The sequence below is a fragment of the Methanobrevibacter millerae genome (assembly GCF_900103415.1).
GTDB classification, from domain to species: domain Archaea; phylum Methanobacteriota; class Methanobacteria; order Methanobacteriales; family Methanobacteriaceae; genus Methanocatella; species Methanocatella millerae.
This window is the reverse complement of the sequence record NZ_FMXB01000015.1, coordinates 49,558-69,201: the sequence shown is the minus strand read 5'-3', so window position 1 is coordinate 69,201 and position 19,644 is coordinate 49,558. Positions and strand designations below refer to the sequence as shown.

19 protein-coding genes and 1 pseudogene are annotated in these 19,644 nt (G+C 39.6%); 15 read left to right on the top strand and 5 right to left on the bottom strand.

All coding sequences use genetic code 11. From position 1 onward, the window contains the following. The 5 genes and pseudogenes from F3G70_RS12545 to F3G70_RS09015 all read left to right on the top strand — a co-directional run. Positions 1 to 648, top strand: a pseudogene (locus F3G70_RS12545) (transposase); the annotation flags it as partial. Between the two features lie 207 nt (positions 649 to 855). Then, positions 856 to 1,245, top strand: coding sequence for a DUF126 domain-containing protein (locus tag F3G70_RS09030; protein ID WP_149732380.1), 390 nt, complete (start codon positions 856 to 858; stop codon positions 1,243 to 1,245). 9 nt (positions 1,246 to 1,254) lie between these two features. Next, positions 1,255 to 2,487: a metal-dependent hydrolase family protein gene (locus F3G70_RS09025; RefSeq protein WP_149732379.1), complete on the top strand. Its 1,233-nt coding sequence runs from the start codon at positions 1,255 to 1,257 to the stop codon at positions 2,485 to 2,487. Further along, positions 2,450 to 3,247, top strand: a complete 798-nt coding sequence (locus tag F3G70_RS09020) for a nitroreductase family protein (RefSeq protein ID WP_149732378.1) — start codon at positions 2,450 to 2,452, stop codon at positions 3,245 to 3,247. The genes F3G70_RS09025 and F3G70_RS09020 overlap by 38 nt, the downstream gene beginning before the upstream one ends. Before the next feature lie 70 nt (positions 3,248 to 3,317). Further along, on the top strand, positions 3,318 to 5,807 hold the full coding sequence (locus F3G70_RS09015; RefSeq protein WP_149732377.1) for a heavy metal translocating P-type ATPase: 2,490 nt from the start codon (positions 3,318 to 3,320) through the stop codon (positions 5,805 to 5,807). A 9-nt stretch (positions 5,808 to 5,816) separates the two neighbouring features. On the opposite strand, the gene F3G70_RS09010 is transcribed toward F3G70_RS09015, so the two are convergent. From F3G70_RS09010 to purB, 3 genes are read right to left on the bottom strand one after another with little or no spacing between them, the layout of a single operon-like run. Continuing rightward, the gene (locus F3G70_RS09010) at positions 5,817 to 6,821 is read right to left on the bottom strand and encodes an oxidoreductase (RefSeq protein WP_149732376.1); all 1,005 of its coding nucleotides are present in this window, start codon (positions 6,819 to 6,821) and stop codon (positions 5,817 to 5,819) included. A gap of 12 nt (positions 6,822 to 6,833) precedes the next feature. Beyond that, positions 6,834 to 7,673, bottom strand: coding sequence for a hypothetical protein (locus tag F3G70_RS09005; RefSeq protein ID WP_149732375.1), 840 nt, complete (start codon positions 7,671 to 7,673; stop codon positions 6,834 to 6,836). A gap of 8 nt (positions 7,674 to 7,681) precedes the next feature. Next, on the bottom strand, positions 7,682 to 9,031 hold the full coding sequence (gene purB, locus F3G70_RS09000; protein ID WP_149732374.1) for an adenylosuccinate lyase: 1,350 nt from the start codon (positions 9,029 to 9,031) through the stop codon (positions 7,682 to 7,684). Between the two features lie 225 nt (positions 9,032 to 9,256). Here purB and F3G70_RS08995 point away from each other — a divergent pair, with 225 nt between their 5' ends. Genes F3G70_RS08995 through F3G70_RS08980 form a run of 4 tightly spaced genes read left to right on the top strand, consistent with a single transcriptional unit; the run spans position 9,257 to position 11,417 of the window. Next, a complete protein-coding gene (locus F3G70_RS08995) occupies positions 9,257 to 9,460 on the top strand; it encodes a helix-turn-helix transcriptional regulator (protein WP_149732373.1) in 204 nt (67 codons plus the stop codon). A 2-nt stretch (positions 9,461 to 9,462) separates the two neighbouring features. Then, a complete protein-coding gene (locus F3G70_RS08990; protein WP_149732372.1) occupies positions 9,463 to 10,170 on the top strand; it encodes a DUF4013 domain-containing protein in 708 nt (235 codons plus the stop codon). Positions 10,171 to 10,228: 58 nt separating this feature from the next. Beyond that, on the top strand, positions 10,229 to 11,005 hold the full coding sequence (locus tag F3G70_RS08985) for a CPBP family intramembrane glutamic endopeptidase (RefSeq protein ID WP_149732371.1): 777 nt from the start codon (positions 10,229 to 10,231) through the stop codon (positions 11,003 to 11,005). Positions 11,006 to 11,015: 10 nt separating this feature from the next. Beyond that, on the top strand, positions 11,016 to 11,417 hold the full coding sequence (locus F3G70_RS08980; RefSeq protein WP_149732370.1) for a hypothetical protein: 402 nt from the start codon (positions 11,016 to 11,018) through the stop codon (positions 11,415 to 11,417). Here the strand turns inward: F3G70_RS08980 and F3G70_RS12105 are convergent. Next, the gene (locus F3G70_RS12105) at positions 11,414 to 11,704 is read right to left on the bottom strand and encodes a hypothetical protein (RefSeq protein ID WP_188118132.1); all 291 of its coding nucleotides are present in this window, start codon (positions 11,702 to 11,704) and stop codon (positions 11,414 to 11,416) included. The genes F3G70_RS08980 and F3G70_RS12105 overlap by 4 nt on opposite strands. Before the next feature lie 282 nt (positions 11,705 to 11,986). Between F3G70_RS12105 and trpE the strand changes: the two genes are divergently transcribed. From trpE to trpA, 6 genes are read left to right on the top strand one after another with little or no spacing between them, the layout of a single operon-like run. Beyond that, positions 11,987 to 13,483, top strand: a complete 1,497-nt coding sequence (gene trpE / locus F3G70_RS08975) for an anthranilate synthase component I (protein WP_149732369.1) — start codon at positions 11,987 to 11,989, stop codon at positions 13,481 to 13,483. Continuing rightward, the gene (locus tag F3G70_RS08970) at positions 13,480 to 14,049 is read left to right on the top strand and encodes an anthranilate synthase component II (protein ID WP_149732368.1); all 570 of its coding nucleotides are present in this window, start codon (positions 13,480 to 13,482) and stop codon (positions 14,047 to 14,049) included. The genes trpE and F3G70_RS08970 overlap by 4 nt, the downstream gene beginning before the upstream one ends. Beyond that, the gene (gene trpD / locus F3G70_RS08965; protein WP_149732367.1) at positions 14,050 to 15,057 is read left to right on the top strand and encodes an anthranilate phosphoribosyltransferase; all 1,008 of its coding nucleotides are present in this window, start codon (positions 14,050 to 14,052) and stop codon (positions 15,055 to 15,057) included. Between the two features lie 5 nt (positions 15,058 to 15,062). After that, positions 15,063 to 15,839 carry an indole-3-glycerol phosphate synthase TrpC gene (gene trpC / locus F3G70_RS08960; protein WP_149732366.1) on the top strand — a complete coding sequence of 259 codons (777 nt, stop codon included), beginning with the start codon at positions 15,063 to 15,065 and terminating at the stop codon, positions 15,837 to 15,839. Next, positions 15,832 to 17,613, top strand: coding sequence for a tryptophan synthase subunit beta (trpB, locus tag F3G70_RS08955; RefSeq protein WP_149732365.1), 1,782 nt, complete (start codon positions 15,832 to 15,834; stop codon positions 17,611 to 17,613). Before trpC ends, trpB begins: the two co-directional genes overlap by 8 nt. After that, complete coding sequence (trpA, locus tag F3G70_RS08950; protein ID WP_149732364.1) at positions 17,606 to 18,379, top strand: tryptophan synthase subunit alpha; 774 nt, start codon at positions 17,606 to 17,608, stop codon at positions 18,377 to 18,379. Before trpB ends, trpA begins: the two co-directional genes overlap by 8 nt. Positions 18,380 to 18,394: 15 nt before the next feature. Here the strand turns inward: trpA and F3G70_RS08945 are convergent, their stop codons facing one another. After that, positions 18,395 to 19,447 (bottom strand): hypothetical protein, encoded by a 1,053-nt coding sequence (locus F3G70_RS08945; protein WP_149732363.1) that lies wholly within the window; start codon positions 19,445 to 19,447, stop codon positions 18,395 to 18,397. Positions 19,448 to 19,644: the final 197 nt, after the last annotated feature.

Here is a 19,644-nt window from a genome sequence, read left to right as displayed (position 1 = left end):
GCAGATACAATATACTTAAACCAAATAAGTTTATCTTATTTGGCAGATAAAAAAATTGACGGATTAATACCAACTAGAAAACAAACAAAAGAAAAAATAGGAAAATTAAATCCAAATAAATACCACAAGGACAATTTCGATTATGATTACGAGTTAGATGCATTTAAATGCCCAGAAGGACAATATTTACACTTTTTCGGACAATACAATGAACCACACAAAGATCCTGAAAAACCCGACAAAATAAAAAGACTTTACAATAACTACGAAGCTTGTAAAAACTGCAAATCACGAAACAAATGCTGTTCACCCTCATAAACACACAGAACCATCACAGAATACGGTTCAGAAATGCAAAAAGCAGTGAACCGTAAAATGGAAAAACAAGAATATAAAGACGAATACGCAAAAAGATCAAGTGTTGAAGGACCATTTGGAATATTAAAAGAACAATTCCAAATAGAAAAAGAAGTAGTCATCGGAATGATACGAACAGAAGAAAGACTATATTTAGACGCATTAGCATATAATCTAATCAGATTATACAACATAACTCAAGAAATAGAAAATTCAACAGAAGATTTAGAAGATTTCTGCGAAAGAGAATCAGTAATACACCAATTAAAACTCGATGTGACAATATTTTAAAAAAAATCAATAAGTCTACCAAAAACTAATTTTGGCGGACACCCTCAACAGGCCTTGTGTTAAATTACTGCTTTTTCCATAACATTGCTGTTATCTTATAGTTATATTCATTATTTTTATGTATCTGTCCGCAGATTAATTAATATATGTGGCAACAATGCCAAAGTCCAATTTTTTTAAATACTACTTTCAACATATTATTTCATAATGATTGAATGTAGAAATATTGCTAAAGGTAAAGGAAAAGGAGAATTAATAGTCAGCTCTGAACCAATCAGTTTTCTTGGCGGAGTTAATCCCGAAACCGGCGAAATAATAGATCCGAATCATGAGCTTAAAGGCCAAATCATTAAGGATAAGGTTCTATTCATTCCCGGCGGAAAGGGCTCCACTGTAGGTTCTTACGTAATTTTCCAGATGATGAAGAACAATACGGCTCCAAAGGCAATAATATGTCTTAATGCAGAGCCTATAATAGCTACTGGAGCTATAATGTCAGATATTCCAATGGTCGATTCACCATCAGAAACCAAGGACCTGGTTAATGGCGCTTTGGTTGAAGTTGACGGCGATGAAGGAATTATTACGATTTTGTAAGTGATTTTTATGCAGACCCTGATTGAAAACGTAAATATCATAAATCCTGATGACGAGTTTAAGGACTCTCAAAACATTTTGATTGAAGATAAAATAATTAAGGAGATTTCCTCCGGCAAGATTCACGCGAAAGAAAACGTTAATGTCATAGACGGCGAAAACAATTACGTTCTGCCGGGGTTCATTGATTGCCACACCCATATTCTGGCAAAGGGCTTTCACAAGGAGGAAAACATGGCCAATCCATTGGCAATTCATTTTTATAATGCGGTTCTTCATGCCAAACAAACGATTAATGCGGGACTTACTACAATCAGGGATTGCGGATCCGCCGATTATGGAGTGAAGCTTGCACAGCAAAGGGGACTCTTTACGGCTCCGAAACTGGAAATATGCATCACGCCTCTGGTAATGACTGGTGGCCATTTTGATTTGATGCTTCCCTCAGGCTTTGACATGGAAATAATGTATCCGGGATTTCCTAAAGGCAGATGCGACGGGGAATTTGAGGTTTTGAAGAAAACCCGTGAAGTAAAAAGGGCAGGCGCAGATTTCATTAAGGTAATGTGCAGCGGCGGCGTTTTGACCACTAACACGTCTCCAGAATTTTCCCAGTTCAGCTTAAATGAACTTAAAGTAATTGTAAATGAGGCAAATGTTACAAATTCAAAGGTTTCAGCCCATTGCCACAGTCTTGAAGGCATTAACAAATGCATTGATGCAGGTTTTTCATCCATTGAGCATGGAACGTTCATCGATAAGAAAGCCTCTAAAAGAATGGTTGAAAACGGCGGCACACTGGTTCCGACGCTTTTGGTTCATCAATATTTATATGAAAACGGCTTTCCTCTATGGGACAATTATGCCGATGAAAAGATGGCCAAATTAAAGGAAATAATTAAAGTTCACAAAGAGAATGTTCAAATAGCATATGATGAAGGCGTCAATATCGTAATGGGGACTGACAGCGGCGTTATTCCTCACGGCCATAACCTTAAGGAACTGATTAATCTGGTCGATTTGGGAATGACTCCAAAGCAGGCCATTGCCGCAGCCACCACAAAAGCGGCCGAATTCATGGGAAGAAGCGATATAGGCTCTATTGAAGCCGGCAAATGCGCAGACATGATATTTTTGGAAAAGAATCCTTTAGTTAATATAGAACTATTAACCGATCCGGACAATATTTTAAGGGTTATTCAGGATGGAGAGGAAGTTAAGAATAAATGCGGAGTTATGTAGTGCCTGCAAATCATGCATGGCAGTATGCATCCGTGACAACATTGAAATAGATGAAACAGCTTATGAAACGGGAAACGACTGCTTTGAATGCGGTCACTGTATGGCAATCTGTCCTGAAGGCGCCATCAGCCTTATCAGATATGAAAATCAAACTGACAGGATTGAGGAATACGATTCAAGACAAATCCCTATTGATTATGATGATTTTCTCCAATTTTTAAAGCAAAGGCGATCCATTAGGTGGTTTAAAAAGAAAAAGATTGATGAGGACACTTTTGATAAGCTTTTTGAAGGGGCTTACTATTCACCGTCCGCCCAGAACAGCCAGGATGTCGAATTCGTTGTTCTTGATGAAAGGCTGGACGAATTCATGGACATTGTTTATGATATAATAAAAGTCGAGGAGGATGAATTTTTTAGAATCCGACAATTCGGCGATTATCTCAAAGATAACTCATCAAAGAAATATCATCCTTTGCTTTGGGAAGGTTCACAGCTGATTTTAACATTTTCGACCGATAAAACCAGTGCAGTTATAGCCAATGCACGTTTGGAGATGCTTGCATATTCATTAGGCCTTGGTGGCTTTTACTCGCTTTTTATTTTGAAGTCTGATGAAATCAATCACGACAAGTTAATGGAATTCTTCCCGCAAATTGATAAATCAAAGCATATGTACTCTGCTTTTATCATTGGCTATCCTAAAAGGCGTTTTCGCCGTACTATTCCCCACGATGAAATTAATGTTAGTTACATGTGATTTTTGTTAACCTAAAAATTTATTAGTCTTTTTTTTAATATATACTATTAATTGTTAGGTCGTGATTATTATGGCAAAACTTAAGGAGATGGACGTGCCGATTGAAGGTATGCATTGCGCTTCGTGCGTTTTAAGTGTCAACAAGACCTTTGAACGTGAAGAGGGTGTTGAGGCGGTTGATGCGGATTTAGCTTCAAACAAGCTCCATATTACAGTCAATCCCAAAAAGATGACCTATGATGAAATGGAATCGATTGTCAAAAATTTGGGTTTTGAACTGCATTCCGATGAAGTGACGCTGAGAATTGACGGAATGCACTGCGCTTCATGCACAATGAACGTTGAAAACTTTCTGATTCGTCTGGACGGAATTTTCGACGTCAAGGCGGATTTGACTTCAGGAACTGCCCGTGTCCGCTATGACAAAAGCAAGGTAACAATCGACGATATGGAAGCCGTCATAAAGAATCTGGGATTTGAGCTTCTGGGAATCGACGGACAGACGGAAATAGATGAAGATGAACTCTACAGGCAGGATCTGATTGGCAAAAGAAACCGCATTATCGTCGGCTTGTTCTTTTCAGCAATTCTAATGATACTGATGTACAGCGGATGGGATCCGTTAATGGGCCTTACCCACCAGCTTCATGAAAGCACGGGAATTGACATTTCCTCAATGGGACTTCTGTCATTAATTGTAAGCATTTTCCCGTTCTTATACGTATCACTTCCGATTTTAAAAGCTGGAATCAATGGGCTGATGCATAAAAACCTTAATATGGACGTAATGTACTCCATGGGTATTATTGTGGCCTACGGATCAAGTATCCTTGGAACTTTCGGAATCATTCTGGACCACACATTCATGTTTTACGAATCAGCTGTCATGCTTCCTTCATTTCTGATGATTGGTAGATACCTTGAGGCAAAAGCCAAAAAGAGAACTTCCGATTCAATCCGTGAACTGATAGGTCTTCAGCCTACCGTCGCAACCTTGGTGGAGCTTGACGATAACAATGAGGTTTTATCCCAGAAAGAGGTTCAGATTGCCGATATAAACCTTGAGGACACCCTTCTTGTGAAACCGGGTGACAAGATACCAGTTGACGGAAAGGTAATCGGCGGAGAATCATATGTCGATGAATCCATGATTAACGGTGAGCCTATTCCTAAAGTCAAAAAGGATGGCGAGGAAGTATTTGCCGGAACAATCAATCAGGACGGCGTTCTGATAATAAGCGCACTTAAAATAGGTTCAGAAACCGTGCTATCAAACATTATCCGTCTGGTTGAAAAGGCTCAAAGCTCAAGGCCTCCTGTTCAGAAGTTCGCAAATACCATAGTATCCTACTTCATTCCGGTCATTTTGACAATAGCCATTGTGGTATTCTGCATTTGGTATTTCCTTTTGGGAGCAACCCTTCTGTTCTCCTTAACCTGTTTGATTTCAATACTGGTCGTTGCCTGTCCGTGCGCATTGGGTCTGGCCACTCCAACTGCCGTTACCGTGGGCGTCGGAAGGGCAGCCGAATTCGGAATATTAATCAAGAACGGTGACACTCTGGAAAATGCGGGTCAAATTGACGTTGCCGCATTCGACAAGACAGGTACGATTACCGAAGGAAAACCGGAAGTGGACGACGTAATCACCTACGGCATTGATGAAAGTGAATTGATAACCCTTGCTGCTTCAGTCGAGCAGAATTCAAACCACCCGATAGCCAAGGCAATAGTGAGAAAGGCCGAAGGTCTTGATTTGCTAAACACGACGGATTTTGAAAACGTTACTGGTAAGGGTATCAAGGCTGAAATCGATGGAAAGACAATTCTTGCCGGAAACAAGGCGTTAATGGAAAGCAACTCCATAGAAATACCTCAAAACGTTTTGGAAAAGTATGATGAACTTGAAAGTCAAAGCAAAACCATCATTCTTTTAGCCGTCGATGTAGATATGCGAGGAATTTTAAGTCTTTCCGACAAGGTCAAGCCAAATTCTAAAAGAACCATTGAAGAATTGCATAAGATGGGCATCGAAACATACATGTTAACGGGTGACAATGAAAGCACAGCCATGTCTGTTGCCGAAGCCGTGGGCATCGATAAGGTCGAGGCCGGAATCTTGCCTGAAAACAAGCTTGACATCGTCAAGGGCATCCAGTCAAACGGCTCCAAAAAGGTTCTATTTACTGGGGACGGTATTAATGACGCACCCGCATTAACGCAGGCTGATATTGGTGTTGCAATGGGTAACGGAACTGATATCGCAATGGAAAGCGGTGACGTTGTGGTAATGGAAGGCGATCTGGAAAACGTTGTTGCCGCAGTTCAGTTCTCCAAGAAAGTAATGAGAAGAATCAAGGAAAACATCTTCTGGGCTTTCGCATACAATTCAATACTTATTCCGGTTGCGGCAGGTGTTCTGTATCCTAACTTCGGAATAATGTTCAAGCCCGAATTGGCGGGTCTGGCAATGGCATTGAGTTCAGTGACGGTAATTTCACTGTCATTATTGCTTAAACGTTACGTGCCACCTATAAAAAGAGTTAAAAAAACAAATTAACTCTTTTTTTTAATCATCATACTGGAAGCATCTGCTTTCCTTTTTTGCATAGCAGTTGCTGCAGCCTTTGCATCTTGAAACTCCATCACCGTTACTTTTCCATTCGGTTAAAAAGTCGGGCTGTGCTACAAAAGGCTTTGAAAGTGACATGAACTCAACGTTTGAAGAGTTTAAAATCTCGTTCATGGTTTTGGAGTCCCTCAGGTTTCCCGCAAGAATTACCGGGATGTCTATTTCGCCGGCCAATTTGTTTACATAATCGAGGAAGATATGCTTTTCAGTTGCATCGTACTTCATGGAAATCGTTCTTCCCGTAATCTGAATGCTGTCGGCACCGTTTTCGGCAAGTAATTTAGCTATTTCCATGCTCTCTTCCTGCGTGAGGCCGCCTTTCCTTACATCTTCAATGTTAATTCTGCAGCACACATGAAATCCGATGGTCTTTTTAATTAATTTGATGATTTCCAAGACTATCCTCAATCTGTTGTAGGTGTTTCCGCCGTAATCGTCGGTTCTCTGGTTGAAGTAAGGGTTTGCAAAGCGTGACAGGTAGAAATTGTTTCCCATATTGATTTGAATACCGTCAAAGCCTGCAAAGGAGAATTTCTTGGCCGCCAGAATGACTTCCGCCTGAAGCTTTCTTATTCCGTCAATCGTTAAATCGTTTGGCTCAGCCTTCTGGTTGTCGCCGTCATCATAGTAGAAAAACGCAACCTGGCCTAAAATTGGCACGTCATTGCTGTGGGCGATATCTGTAACCTGTTTGTAATCTTTAATAAAACCTCTGAAGTTCATGTTGGCCGAATAGTCGTAAAAACGGTCTTTTGAATCAAGTGCAAAGATTTCAGATACGATAAGTCCGACGCCGCTTCCTGCAATCCTTTCGTATCTGCTGTAAATCTCCGGCGTCAGGTATCCTCCGTCTTCGCTCTGCCTTTCCCAGGCTCCAGTTCTTATGATCCTGCTTTTGAGATTGAATTCTCCAAATGAACACTCATCAAATATGTCTTTCATAATTTTTACATCCTAAATTAATTCAGCTTTAATTTTCCCGATTTTCGGCGCTAAAAAGTTGTATGCAACAGCTATTATTATTGATTCGATGAAGGCAACGACAAAGCTTCCCAATGCCTGAGCCAATGCGGTGAAGATGTCATATCCGCTGATTATCATGATTAATGCAAGGATAATGTTCAGGATCAGACAGATTGCTGCTATGGCAATGCCGAAACTCAGGGTGTCGATTGAATCGAGAATGGTAAATTCTCCTTCCTCGGATAGCTTAACTTTTATTCCCCTTTCGCTGTCTCCAAGGATGTTGTAGAAGTAGCATCCAAGCAGCGTGAATACCGTAGTCACAATCAGCGTTGAAACGATTCCGACTGCTATGTAAATCGGATTGGAAAAAAGAAGCATTGCCTGATAAGCCACCGTTGCAAGTGCTTCCTGTGCTGCGTACATTAATATCGTAATGAATGAGCTTAAAATCAACGGAAGTATCAGTGAAAACGCAAGATAAACGACAGCTGTTATTATCGTTGCTGAAAAGCCAACAATCAATGCGGTTTCCTTGGTTGAAATCTTTAAAATAGTGTCATTTTCGATTTCGAACTTTATGGTCCCAACCCTTTTTGATAAAACGTTGTAAAGGTAGGCTGCACTGAAGTATAGGAAAATGCCGCAGATAACCGTCAAAAAGACGATTGTCGGAAGCAGATAGACCATTGTTCCAAAGCTGTTCGGCACGGCGGCGCTTATGGCTGCAACAAGGATTATGCTGACTATTAATGAAAGGAGTGTTGAAACTCCCGTTAATGCAACGGTAAATGACGTCACATCAAGGGATTTCATCTCTTTTACTGCCATCTTATCACTTAAAACCATGTTTTAGCGTCTTCAAGAAGTTCGTCAATGATTATTTCGATTGAACCTGTGTAGGTGTGAGGATCCATAATCTTTTCAACGTCCTCTTCGGTGAGGTATTTCTGAACCTCTTCGTCTTCAAGAATCAGCTCTCCAAGCAATAATTTTTCCCTGTTTGCCTTAATGGCGTTTTTTCTTACGATTCCGTATGCGGTCTGCTTACCCATTCCGGCTCTTGTAAGCTCGGCCATAAGCCTTTCAGCCATTATCAGTCCGTTAGTGAAGTTGAGGTTTCTTTCGATGTTTTCGTCATAGAATACAAGATTGGTCATTAACTTGATTGTCAGGTTTAGGATGTAGTCGGTTAAAATGCAGCTTTCCGGAAACATTATCCTTTCACATGAGGAGTTTGTCAAGTCCCTTTCATGCCATAAAGGGTTGTTGTCCAATGCGGCATTCACGTATGACTTTACGATTCTTGCAACGCCGCAGATTCTTTCTGCGGTAATAGGATTCATCTTGTGAGGCATTGTGCTGCTTCCAACCTGCTTTTCAGGATCGAAATATTCTCCCACTTCCATGATTTCGGTTCTCTGAAGGCTTCTTATTTCAAGGGCAATTTTATCCAAGGTTGAAGCTATGTTTGCAAGGGTTGATATGAACTCGACGTGATTGTCCCTTTGAAGAACCTGGTTTGTAATCTTTGCAGGAGGCAAATCAAGGATACGGGCAACGGTCTTGTGTATTTTCCATCCGTCAGTTCCTAGCGCTGCGGTCGTTCCGACAGCTCCGTCCATTACGGAGATGCAGACATTTCCTCTTGCATGCTCCAGTCTTTCGTATTGCCTGTGAAGCTCGTCGGCCCAGAGGGCAAATTTCATTCCGTAGGTAGTTGGAAGTGCATGCTGACCGTGCGTACGTCCGATACAGACTTTCATCTTGTATTCTTCGGCCAATTCAAGCATTATCTTGGTCAGCCTTTCCACTTTCTCTTCCAGAACGTCTATTGAGTCACGGATAAGGAGTGAATTTGAACTGTCAACAATGTCGTTTGATGTGGCGCCGAAGTGAACGTACTCGCCGGCACCGTTTTCACAGACTTCAGTAATTCCTTTTGAAAGGGCTGCAATGTCGTGATTGGTTTCCGCTTCAATTTCATTGACTCTTTCAAGCTTTACGTAGTCTGTATTGGCCTTGCGTGCAATTTCATCAGCTACTTCCTGAGGGATTATTCCCAGTTCGCCTTCCGCCTGCGCAAGGGCTGATTCAACATCTAACATTCTTTGCAATTTGTTTTCTGATTCCCAGATTCTTTTCATTTCGGGAGTACCATACCTGAATTCAATAGGGTGTATAGCCATTTTTTATCATCTCATTAAAATTAATATAATATGTATATATTTCGTTTTGTTCATTATTATATTTTGTTTTTAGTGATAACAATTGATTTTAGAATTTTTTCTTAAATTTTTTTTCAATGTCAATTTGGTCAGTATGTAAAAAAATTTATATATTACTCAATAATAAATATCATTATAATAATAATTTTTTTTAATTATAATATTTTTATTGAAATGGGTGATTATTTGGAAACAAAAATAAGACAGTTTCGTCACGAGAAAGGTTTAACTCAGCAGGCGCTGGCCGATGCCGTAGGCGTGACACGTCAAACTATTAACGCATTAGAGAATGCAAGATACAACCCTTCCTTATTATTAGCCTATAGAATAACTAAAGTTTTAGATAAAGAACTTATTGAGGAAGTTTTCATTATTGAAGAAGGTGATTAAAAATGATTTTAGATATTTATAAGGATTCATTCGAGTTTGCATCAAGAAAAGTTTCGAGCCTTCTTTTATTGGGTGTTTTATCTTTTTTTAGTTTTCTGATAATACCGGCCATATTTTTCTACGGTTATAATTACAATGTAGTTAAATTATCCACTCAAAGTATGATTAACGGGGAAGATGTACCTCCTGAGTTCTCTAACTTCAAAGAAATGTTCATAAACGGTTTAAAATATATTGTGGTCTTTTTGGCTTATGCAATCATTCCAATAATTATTTTCTGCCTTTCCCTGGTTACAGGCGATTCTGGCTGGATTTTTGCATTGATTGGATTTATTTTAATAGTTTTAAGCATTTTATTTGCCTATCTGGCAATTGCTCATATGGCAAGCAACGATGATTCATTGAAATCTGCTTTCGCATTTTCCGAAATACTTAATATAATGTCATCAATCGGTTATTTCAGATATTTCATTGCCTATCTAGGTATTTTGATAATATCAGTAATCGTTGTGCTCGTTGTATCAATTATTCTTGGAATAGTATTTGCCTTTTTGGGAATTGCTACATCTGGAATTTCCGCTAACGGTCTTGGAACTGTAAGTACCATAGGATCAATCCTGATTAATTTCATATTGTTCTTTATAGTAATGCCTTACCTGACAATGTTCCAGAGTCGTTGCGTAGGCTTAATCTACAATTTAGGAAGTTAATTCTAATTAACTTCTAATCTTATTATTTTTTATATAAAGTATTACCATATCTTAAAGTATGTCTTCTTTAGATGATAGTCTTAAAAAAATCACTATTTTGGAAGTATTAATTGTAATACTTGCATTATATGGTGTATTAATTCTTTTGAGGATATTTTATTTTCCATTAAGTGAAGACTGGATGTATCTTGGACTTATTATCTATTTTGTTTACAGGCTGAGGTTTTTTAGAGAGGAGTTTAAAAAGGATTTGTCCAATATCTTTTTGAAAATGACTCCGAAGTCCGTGGTTACCATAGTGCTTGTCAACGTCTTCTTTTCATATGGAATGCTCTACCTGTCAAATTTCGCCCTGGACTATATTCCGGGCTTAAGCGCGGTTGTGGCATCATCAGTTTTTCCTCTGGTGGCTATAAATTCGCTGGTTCCGATTGGGGGGCTGATATCCTCGATTTTCATTTCACCGATTTCAGAAGAGCTGTTGTTTAGAGGAGTTTTCTTAAACAGGCTGAAGCTGATTGTTCCGACGTCATTTGCAATAGCAATCACTTCCATACTCTTCGGAGCGCTTCACAGCTATGGAAACATCATATCAGCTATTGTATTCGGCGTCTGCATGTGCATAATCTATCTGAAGACCAGGAATGTCCTGACGTGCATATTCGCTCACTTTTTAAACAATCTTTTAGCCGAAATCTTATATTATGCCGATTACGGCAATCTGATATTTACAAACGACATATTTATAGTGGTATTTTCCGTTCTTGCCATTGTTTCACTTTATCTGATAGCAACTTCAGTGCGTAAGGAATGGAGATACATCAACAAGCGATAGGGGGATTATTATGAACTTAAAAAGAATTGGGATAATTTTGATTTTTATCGGTATCGCATTTTCAGTTTTTTTCGTCGGCAATCACAAGTATCTTGTTCCCGCATTGACGATAACTGTATTGGGATTTTTCATAACTCTTGTGGGATTTCTCACTGACGTCAAAAGAAGAAAGGACATCAACGACCAGCTGGATGTGGATATAGGATCTGTCATTCAGCCTTTAATCAGCAAATATTCAAATTTGAATAAGGAATATAAAAGCCAGCTGGGCGAAAAGGAATACATTCAAAAAAGGCTGGAGATGAACAGGGGATTGGAAAGGGAATTAAAGGAAAAGCTTCCTTATCTGGAATCCCGTGAAATTAAAAAGATCGTAATCGAGTTTAACCGGGAACAGGACAAGATGAATTAATGCTTGTCTTGTTCGTTTTTGTTTATTATTTCTTTTATTGTTTTTAAATCTATTTCTGTTTTTATTGATATTTCTTCGGGTTTCATTCCTGAATTGGTCATATTTGCTATTATTTTTCTTATTATATCGTTTTTTCCTTTTTTAAATCCTTTTTCAAATCCTTTTTCAAATCCTTTTTCAAATCCTTTTTTAAATCCTTTTTCAAATCCTTTTTTAAATCCTTTTTTAAATCCTTTTTCAAATCCTTTTTTGCATCTTCTTTCTCCATATTCATCAATTGCACTCATTTTATCGCCTAATATGTCTTCTAGATTATTTATTCTCAACACAATTAATTGCTTAATATTATGTTTTAATTATTTAAATCATTTATTTTTTGGATTAAACCATATTAACTTATATAAAATGTATTTCTGAGGACAATTTGTAGGAGTTGCGACAATTCTTAGGACTCAAGGCAATTCTTAGCAGTCACGACAATTCTTGGGAGTGAGAACAATTTTCAATGTACAAAAAGATACTGCAAGGTTTTAAATAGTACATTGTTCTTAAATATATCTAGTGATAAAATGTTCTTTCCAAATTTTGATGAAGTAAAAAAGATTGCAGAAAATGAGCAATATAAAAGAATACCTGTAGCTTATGAACTGTTTTCAGATATGGCTACTCCAATTGAGGTATTAAGGATTTTAAAAGGCATCAGCAAACACTGTTACATGTTAGAAAGTATTGAAGATGCCGAATACTGGGGAAGATACAGCTTTTTAGGATTCAATCCGTTACTGGAGTTCACGTGTCAGAATTCATGCGTTCAAATCAAAGGCGATTTGAATTTCACAGAATTAACCGATGATGTCATTACAATAGAAACCGACAGTCCCAGCGATATCATAAGGGATTTGATAAATAAAAACAAATCTCCAAAGCTGGAGCAATTGCCGCCGTTTACCGGAGGTTTTGTAGGTTATTTCGCTTACGATTATATCAAATATGCGGAAAATTCACTTAATCTGGATGCCGAAAACCAGGATCAGTTCAAGGACATCGATTTGATGCTTTTTGACAAGGTCATTGCTTTCGACAATTTCCGCCAGAAAATCGTCATTATCGTCAACATGAAAACCGACGATTTAAAAAACAACTATAAAAAAGCATGTAATGAATTAACCGAAATTGCGGATTTGATTAAAAACGGCAAGAAAACTGATATCAAGCCTTTAAAGTTGAAATCCGATTTTAAGCCAGTGTTTTCCCGTGAAAAATATGGTCAAATCGTAACCAAAGCCAAGGAATATATTCGCGAAGGCGACATTTTCCAGGTCGTTCTCTCCAACCGCATTGAAGCCGACATCGAAGGAAGCCTATTCGACACTTACCGTGTTTTAAGGACAACGAATCCTTCTCCGTACATGTTTTATTTCTCAAGCGATGACATTGAAATCGCCGGAGCGTCTCCCGAAACCCTGGTTAAGGTTAACGGAAGGGAATTGTACACGTTTCCTCTTGCGGGCACAAGGCCTCGCGGAAAAACTCCTGAAGAGGATCTTGCTTTGGAGGAGGAATTGCTCGCTGATGAGAAGGAACTTGCCGAGCACAACATGCTAGTTGACCTTGGACGAAACGACATCGGAAGGATAGCTGAAATCGGTTCGGTATCCGTTGACAAATACCTCTCCATTGAAAGGTTTTCACACGTGATGCACATAGGTTCAACCGTCAAGGGAACATTAAGGTCTGATTTGGACTCACTTGCAGCCATTGACTCAATTCTGCCTGCGGGAACATTGTCCGGAGCTCCAAAGATAAGAGCCTGTGAAATTATCAACGAGCTTGAAAACAACAAGCGTGGAATCTACGGCGGAGCCATCGGATATCTTGATTTGAGCGGAAACCTTGACACCTGCATTTCCATAAGAATCGCATTTGCAAGAAACAACAAGGTATTCATCCGCTCCGGAGCCGGAATCGTTGCAGACAGCGTTCCCGACAAGGAATTCGACGAATCAATGAACAAGGCCGCAGCGGTAATCAACGCATTAAAAATGGCTGACGGGGGATTGGAATGATTTTATTAATAGATAATTATGACAGCTTTTCATATAACTTGTATCAGTTAATAGGCGAGATAACGCCAGACATTACTGTCAAAAGAAACGATAAGATAACGTTGGAAGAGATAAAGGAAATGAATCCTGAAACTATTATTCTCTCTCCGGGACCGGGAAAGCCTGAGGATGCCGGAATATGCATTGACGTCGTTAAGGAATTCTACAGTAAAATCCCGATTCTTGGAGTATGCTTAGGCCACCAGTCAATATGCGCTGCTTTCGGCGGCGAAATATCCTATGCGAAACGGTTGATTCACGGCAAGTCATCACTGATTGATTTGGCTGATGATTCAATTTTCGAAAACCTGGATTCACAGATTACTGTGGGCAGATACCATTCATTAAGTCTCGTGGAGGATACTCTGCCCGACGATTTGGAAATACTGTCAAAATCTTTAGATGACGGTGAAATAATGGCAGTAAGACATAAAAAACATAACGTTTACGGACTTCAGTTCCATCCGGAATCAATACTGACTCCTGACGGTTCACAGATATTAAGAAATTTTTTAGGAGCTATTTAAATGATTAGGGAAGCTATTTTAAAGGTATCACAAAAACAGGATTTGACTTATGATGAAGCGTATCAGACAATGGATGAAATAATGGGCGGTGAGGCAAGCGAAGTTCAGATGAGCTCATATCTGACCGCAATGTCCATGAAGGGCGAAACGATAGATGAAATCACTGCATCGGCCGAAGCCATGAGAAGCCACTGTGTAAGGCTTTTGAATGACGTTGAGGCCTTAGAGATTGTGGGAACGGGCGGTGACGGCTCAAACACCTTCAACATATCAACGACCTCTTCAATTGTAATATCAGCTGCAGGCGTTCCGGTGGCAAAGCACGGAAACCGTTCTGCCTCAAGCAAATGCGGCGCTGCAGACGTGCTTGAAGAGCTTGGAGTCAATATCCAAATCGACCCGGAAAAAAGCTTGAAATGCCTCAAGGAACATAACATCTGCTTTTTGTTTGCCCAGAATTACCATATTGCAATGAAATATGTGGCAAGCGTCAGAAAGGAACTTGCAATCAGAACGATTTTCAATATTTTAGGGCCTCTGACGAATCCTGCCGGAGCAACCATGCAGGTTTTGGGGGTTTATGATAAAGAATTAGTAGAACCTTTGGCAAAAGTATTAAACAATCTCGGCGTGAAATCCGCATTGTCCGTTTATGGAACGGATGGAATGGATGAGATATCTGCAAGCGACAAGACCTTTGTCTGTGAAATCAGGGATGGAGTCACCAAATCATATGAAATCGATCCCGAAGACTTCGGGTTTGAAAAATGCAAAAAAGAGGATTTGGTTGGAGGCGACCCGAAGGAAAACGCCCAAATTACTTTAGACATTCTAAAGGGCAAAAAGGGACCCAAAAGGAATGCTGTAGTATTGAACTCAGCGGCAGGCCTCTACGTTTCAGGCGTTGTCGAGTCAATCAATGACGGCGTCAGGCTGGCAGAGGAAATCATTGATTCCGGAAAAGCGCTAAGACAGCTTGAAAAGTTTATCGAATTTACAAACAGTTGATTATCATGTTGGATGAAATAGTAGAAAAGACAAAGGAAAGAATCGAAACGGAAAAGTCAATCATTACCCTTGATGATTTGAAAAGGGAAATTTCCTTGATGGAAATCAATGATGACTTTCCCTTTAAAAAGGCTCTTCAGGGCGATGACATCTCCATTATAGCTGAAGTAAAAAAGGCTTCACCTTCAAAGGGCATTATTGCAGAGGACTTTGACTACGTGCAGATTGCAAAGGACTATGAAGAGGCCGGAGCTTCCGCAATATCAGTGCTGACAGAACCGTACTTCTTTAAGGGTGATGACGATTATTTAAGGGAAATCGCCAAAAGCGTTTCCATTCCAATTTTAAGGAAGGATTTCGTCATTGACGAATACATGATCTATCAGGCAAAGTATCTGGGAGCATCAGCGGTCTTATTAATTGTAGCTATTCTTGATATCGTAGATTTAAGAAAATATCTTGATTTGGCACACTCCTTGGGCCTATCCGCAATCGTTGAGGTTCACGACAGCACGGAAATCATGAAGGCATTGGCTGTAGGGGCAGAAATCATAGGTGTCAACAACCGTGACCTGACCGATTTCAGCGTAGACATTGAAAACAGTATAGGTCTACGTAGATGTGTCGGTGAAGATGTTGTATTTATTTCTGAAAGCGGCATTAAAACAAAGGAAGATGTCGCCAGATTAAAAGAAAATAATGTCGATGCAGTTTTAATAGGCGAAACTTTAATGAAAAGTGATGATAAAAAGGCTATGATTTTGGAGTTGAAAAATGGCTGAAATCAAAATCTGCGGACTCAAACGATTGGAGGATATCGGACTTGCAAATAAATATAAACCGGATTATGTCGGTTTTGTATTTGCCGAAAGTCCAAGGAAGGTCGATTATCAGCTGGCTTTAGAAATGAAGGCAGAACTGGATGATTCGATAAAATCCGTCGGAGTCTTTGTGGATGCAGACATAAATGAAATCCTGAAATTATATGATGATGGGATAATAGACATCGCTCAGCTTCACGGAAGCGAAAGCGAAGAATACATTAAAGAATTGAAAGAGAAATCCAACGATCAACTTGAAATAATTAATGCAATTGAAATGTCAGATGAAACTGATTTAAGCCGGTTCGACGATTCTGCTGCAGATTATCTGCTTTTTGACAGCGGAAAAGGCAGCGGAAAGACCTTTGACTGGCGTTTGATAAATAAGAATTTAAAAAAGGAATTCTTTCTGGCCGGCGGGCTTAATGCAGACAATATTGCCCAGGCCATTAATGAGTTCAATCCATATGCCGTTGATTTAAGCAGCGGCGTGGAAAGTAACGGTTATAAGGATGAATCAAAAATAAGGAAAGTCATGGAGGAAGTTAATTTGACTAATGGAAGATATGGAGAATACGGGGGTCAGTATATTTCGGAAACGCTGATGAACGAGCTTATTTATCTGGAAGAGCAGTTCAACCACTATATGAACGACCCCGAATTTATTGAGGAATTGAATACGTTATTAAGGGAATATGCCGGAAGGCCTTCATTGCTTTACTATGCAAAAAGGATGACCGAAGACCTCGGAGGAGCAAAGATTTACCTCAAGAGGGAGGATTTGAACCATACCGGAGCCCATAAGATAAATAATGTTTTAGGACAGGTTTTACTTGCCAAAAAGATGGGAAAAACCAGAGTAATTGCCGAAACCGGTGCGGGACAGCACGGTGTTGCAACCGCAACTGCTGCGGCTCTTTTGGATATGGAATGTGAAGTCTTCATGGGCGAAGTAGATACCAAAAGGCAGGCCCTTAACGTTTACCGCATGGAGTTATTGGGTGCAAAGGTCCATTCTGTAAAATCAGGAACCCAGACACTTAAGGATGCCGTTAATGACGCATTCAGGGATTGGATAGCAAATGTCGGCGATACCAATTACGTAATAGGCTCAACGATGGGTCCGCATCCGTTCCCGCAAATCGTACGTGATTTCCAGGCCGTAATAAGTGCCGAAGCAAGAGAGCAAATCCTTGAAAAGGAAGGAAAGCTACCGACAGCCGTTTTAGCATGCGTCGGCGGAGGAAGCAATGCAATGGGAGCCTTTTATAATTTCATTGACGATGAAGAGGTTAAGCTTATAGGATGTGAAGCAGGCGGAAAGGGAGTTGACACTCCGTACAATGCCGCTGCATTAACCAACGGAAAAATAGGAATATTTCACGGAATGAAATCAATATTCAACCAGGGAAACTACGGACAGATTGCTCCGGTCTATTCAATTTCAGCGGGACTGGATTATCCGGGCGTCGGACCTGAACATGCATATCTAAGGGACATCGGACGTGCCGAATACGTTCCAATTAATGATGAGGAAGCGGTAGAGGCATTTGAATACTTATCAAGGATGGAAGGAATCATTCCGGCCATTGAAAGCTCTCATGCCGTAGCCCACGCAATGAAAATAGCGCCTGAAATGGATAAGGATGATATAATTATAGTTTGCCTTTCCGGAAGAGGGGACAAGGACGTCAAGTCAATAGCAGAGTACAGGGGGGTTGAATTAAATGAGTAGAATAGCTAATGCCTTTAAGGACGAATGCGCATTCATAGGATTTTTAACCGCAGGAGACCCGACAGTCGATAAAAGCGTTGAATACATTCTCGCAATGGTTGAAGCGGGATGCGATTTGGTGGAAATCGGAATACCGTTTTCAGATCCGATGGCCGAAGGCGTTGTAATTCAGGAAGCCAACGTACGTGCCTTAAAACACAACACGACAACCGATGATGTTTTTGAAATAGTAAAAAGGGTTCGCCAGAAAACGGACGTTCCATTAGTATTTTTAACCTATATCAATCCGGTATTCTTCTACGGCTATGAAGACTTCTTTAAGAAGTGTAATGAATATGGCGTTGACGGAATAATATCTCCTGATTTGCCTTATGAGGAAAAGGGTGAGATTGCAGACATTGCAGCCAAAAACGACGTTGACGTAATTTCATTGATTGCTCCTACCTCCAAAGAGAGAATTCAAAAGATTGCCTCTGACGCAACTGGATTCATTTATGTCGTCTCTTCCTTGGGAGTAACCGGAATGAGGTCCGAGATAAAAACAGATTTGGGAGCGATAATTTCAGACATCCGTGACGTATGTGACGTGCCTGTAGCTGTCGGATTTGGAATAAACACTCCGAAACAGGCTTCAGACATTTCAAAAATAGCCGATGGCGTAATCGTTGGAAGCGCGATAGTTAAAATCATCGAAGAGCACGGTGAGAATGCTTCAGATGCATTAAAGGAATATGTATCAAGCATGAAAAACGCTTGCTTAAAATAAAAAAAGTTAGAGGATTCAAATATCCTCTGAATTTTGATTTTCTTCTAAAACAGGAGGCTCTGGTGCCGCATCATCAGGAAGTGTAATGTATCCTGTGAAGAGTTCGACATCAGTTTGAATTCCTTCATCCCATAATCCATAGTCATATATGATATAATCAAAATTTTGTCTGATTACCAGACTGGATTCCATATTTGAACCTATGCCCAGGACTTTACCCATATCATCATCAATTTCCGGGTATCCAGTTACATTTTCTGGATTATTAATTGCATATACTACTTTTTCGTAATCCATTACGCCCCAGATATTGGTGTCTAGATATGCAATGCTGTGTCCTCTTGTGGAATGATCACAGGTCATATTTTCAGGCAATGGGCTTGTAATGTCGCCTAATGGGATATATTTTCCACATTCACAGCATTTTACGTATTTGTCAGTGAAATCCTGACTTGCGTTAACAAATGTGTCCTCATAACCCGGAACTGCTTTGTAATGGGAAATGATTTCAGCAATAGTTGCTTTCACGTTTTCCTCGTATATGTTTCTGCGTTCCTGTACGCTATCTGGGAATTCTCCAGTACTGATGTAGTACATTACTTCTTCATAGGAGTAAACGTAGTAATCATCGGCATTCAAGTGACCTATTCCTGCTAATTCTTCACTGCAAGTACATTTTCTTGCTTCAGGTATTTCTTTAGTAACTTCTCCAAGGGATACGAATTTTCCACATTCACAGCATTGGTAATATTTGTCTGTGAAATCCTGGTTGGAGTTAACGTAATCTTTTCCATTGGCTGATAAAACGTATTTGGCCGCCGTATCAGTTACGGGATTGCTTACAGGATTTGCTCTGATTATCTCTGCAACAGCAATCAATGGATTTTCACCAGCAGCTGCAGGAGCGATATCGGACACACTGGCCGTTGGAACGCTGCTTGGATGGGAGTTATCATTAACGGTAGCGGCGGGCGCGTCATTTGATCCGCCATTATTAATTAATGCGTAACCACCGGAGATTAAAGCAATTACCAGAAATGCGGTTATTAATGCATAAGCCTTTTTCAATTTTTCACCTCGTTAAATTTAAGTTACATATTATAATTTATTTTTTACGCATATAAAGTTAACTATTTTTTACAGATACGAAGTTAACTCTTTTTGATAAAATTTTGCTGATTAATTAAATTGGGTTAATTAACAGTTAATTAATTAAAATATTATTATTAATTACTTAATTTAATATATTAATTAATTATGTTGAT

Excerpts from the sequence above, each read along its gene's own strand:
- trpB (WP_149732365.1), top strand. The coding sequence starts at position 15,832 with ATGGCTGAAATCAAAATCTGCGGACTCAAACGATTGGAGGATATCGGA.
- F3G70_RS08980 (WP_149732370.1), top strand. The coding sequence starts at position 11,016 with ATGAACTTAAAAAGAATTGGGATAATTTTGATTTTTATCGGTATCGCA.
- F3G70_RS09015 (WP_149732377.1), top strand. The coding sequence starts at position 3,318 with ATGGCAAAACTTAAGGAGATGGACGTGCCGATTGAAGGTATGCATTGC.
- F3G70_RS09025 (WP_149732379.1), top strand. The coding sequence starts at position 1,255 with ATGCAGACCCTGATTGAAAACGTAAATATCATAAATCCTGATGACGAG.
- F3G70_RS09010 (WP_149732376.1), bottom strand. The coding sequence starts at position 6,821 with ATGAAAGACATATTTGATGAGTGTTCATTTGGAGAATTCAATCTCAAA.
- F3G70_RS12105 (WP_188118132.1), bottom strand. The coding sequence starts at position 11,704 with ATGAGTGCAATTGATGAATATGGAGAAAGAAGATGCAAAAAAGGATTT.
- F3G70_RS08985 (WP_149732371.1), top strand. The coding sequence starts at position 10,229 with ATGTCTTCTTTAGATGATAGTCTTAAAAAAATCACTATTTTGGAAGTA.
- F3G70_RS09030 (WP_149732380.1), top strand. The coding sequence starts at position 856 with ATGATTGAATGTAGAAATATTGCTAAAGGTAAAGGAAAAGGAGAATTA.
- F3G70_RS08990 (WP_149732372.1), top strand. The coding sequence starts at position 9,463 with ATGATTTTAGATATTTATAAGGATTCATTCGAGTTTGCATCAAGAAAA.
- F3G70_RS09005 (WP_149732375.1), bottom strand. The coding sequence starts at position 7,673 with ATGGCAGTAAAAGAGATGAAATCCCTTGATGTGACGTCATTTACCGTT.
- trpC (WP_149732366.1), top strand. The coding sequence starts at position 15,063 with ATGTTGGATGAAATAGTAGAAAAGACAAAGGAAAGAATCGAAACGGAA.
- trpD (WP_149732367.1), top strand. The coding sequence starts at position 14,050 with ATGATTAGGGAAGCTATTTTAAAGGTATCACAAAAACAGGATTTGACT.
- purB (WP_149732374.1), bottom strand. The coding sequence starts at position 9,031 with ATGGCTATACACCCTATTGAATTCAGGTATGGTACTCCCGAAATGAAA.
- F3G70_RS08970 (WP_149732368.1), top strand. The coding sequence starts at position 13,480 with ATGATTTTATTAATAGATAATTATGACAGCTTTTCATATAACTTGTAT.
- F3G70_RS09020 (WP_149732378.1), top strand. The coding sequence starts at position 2,450 with ATGGAGAGGAAGTTAAGAATAAATGCGGAGTTATGTAGTGCCTGCAAA.
- trpA (WP_149732364.1), top strand. The coding sequence starts at position 17,606 with ATGAGTAGAATAGCTAATGCCTTTAAGGACGAATGCGCATTCATAGGA.
- trpE (WP_149732369.1), top strand. The coding sequence starts at position 11,987 with ATGTTCTTTCCAAATTTTGATGAAGTAAAAAAGATTGCAGAAAATGAG.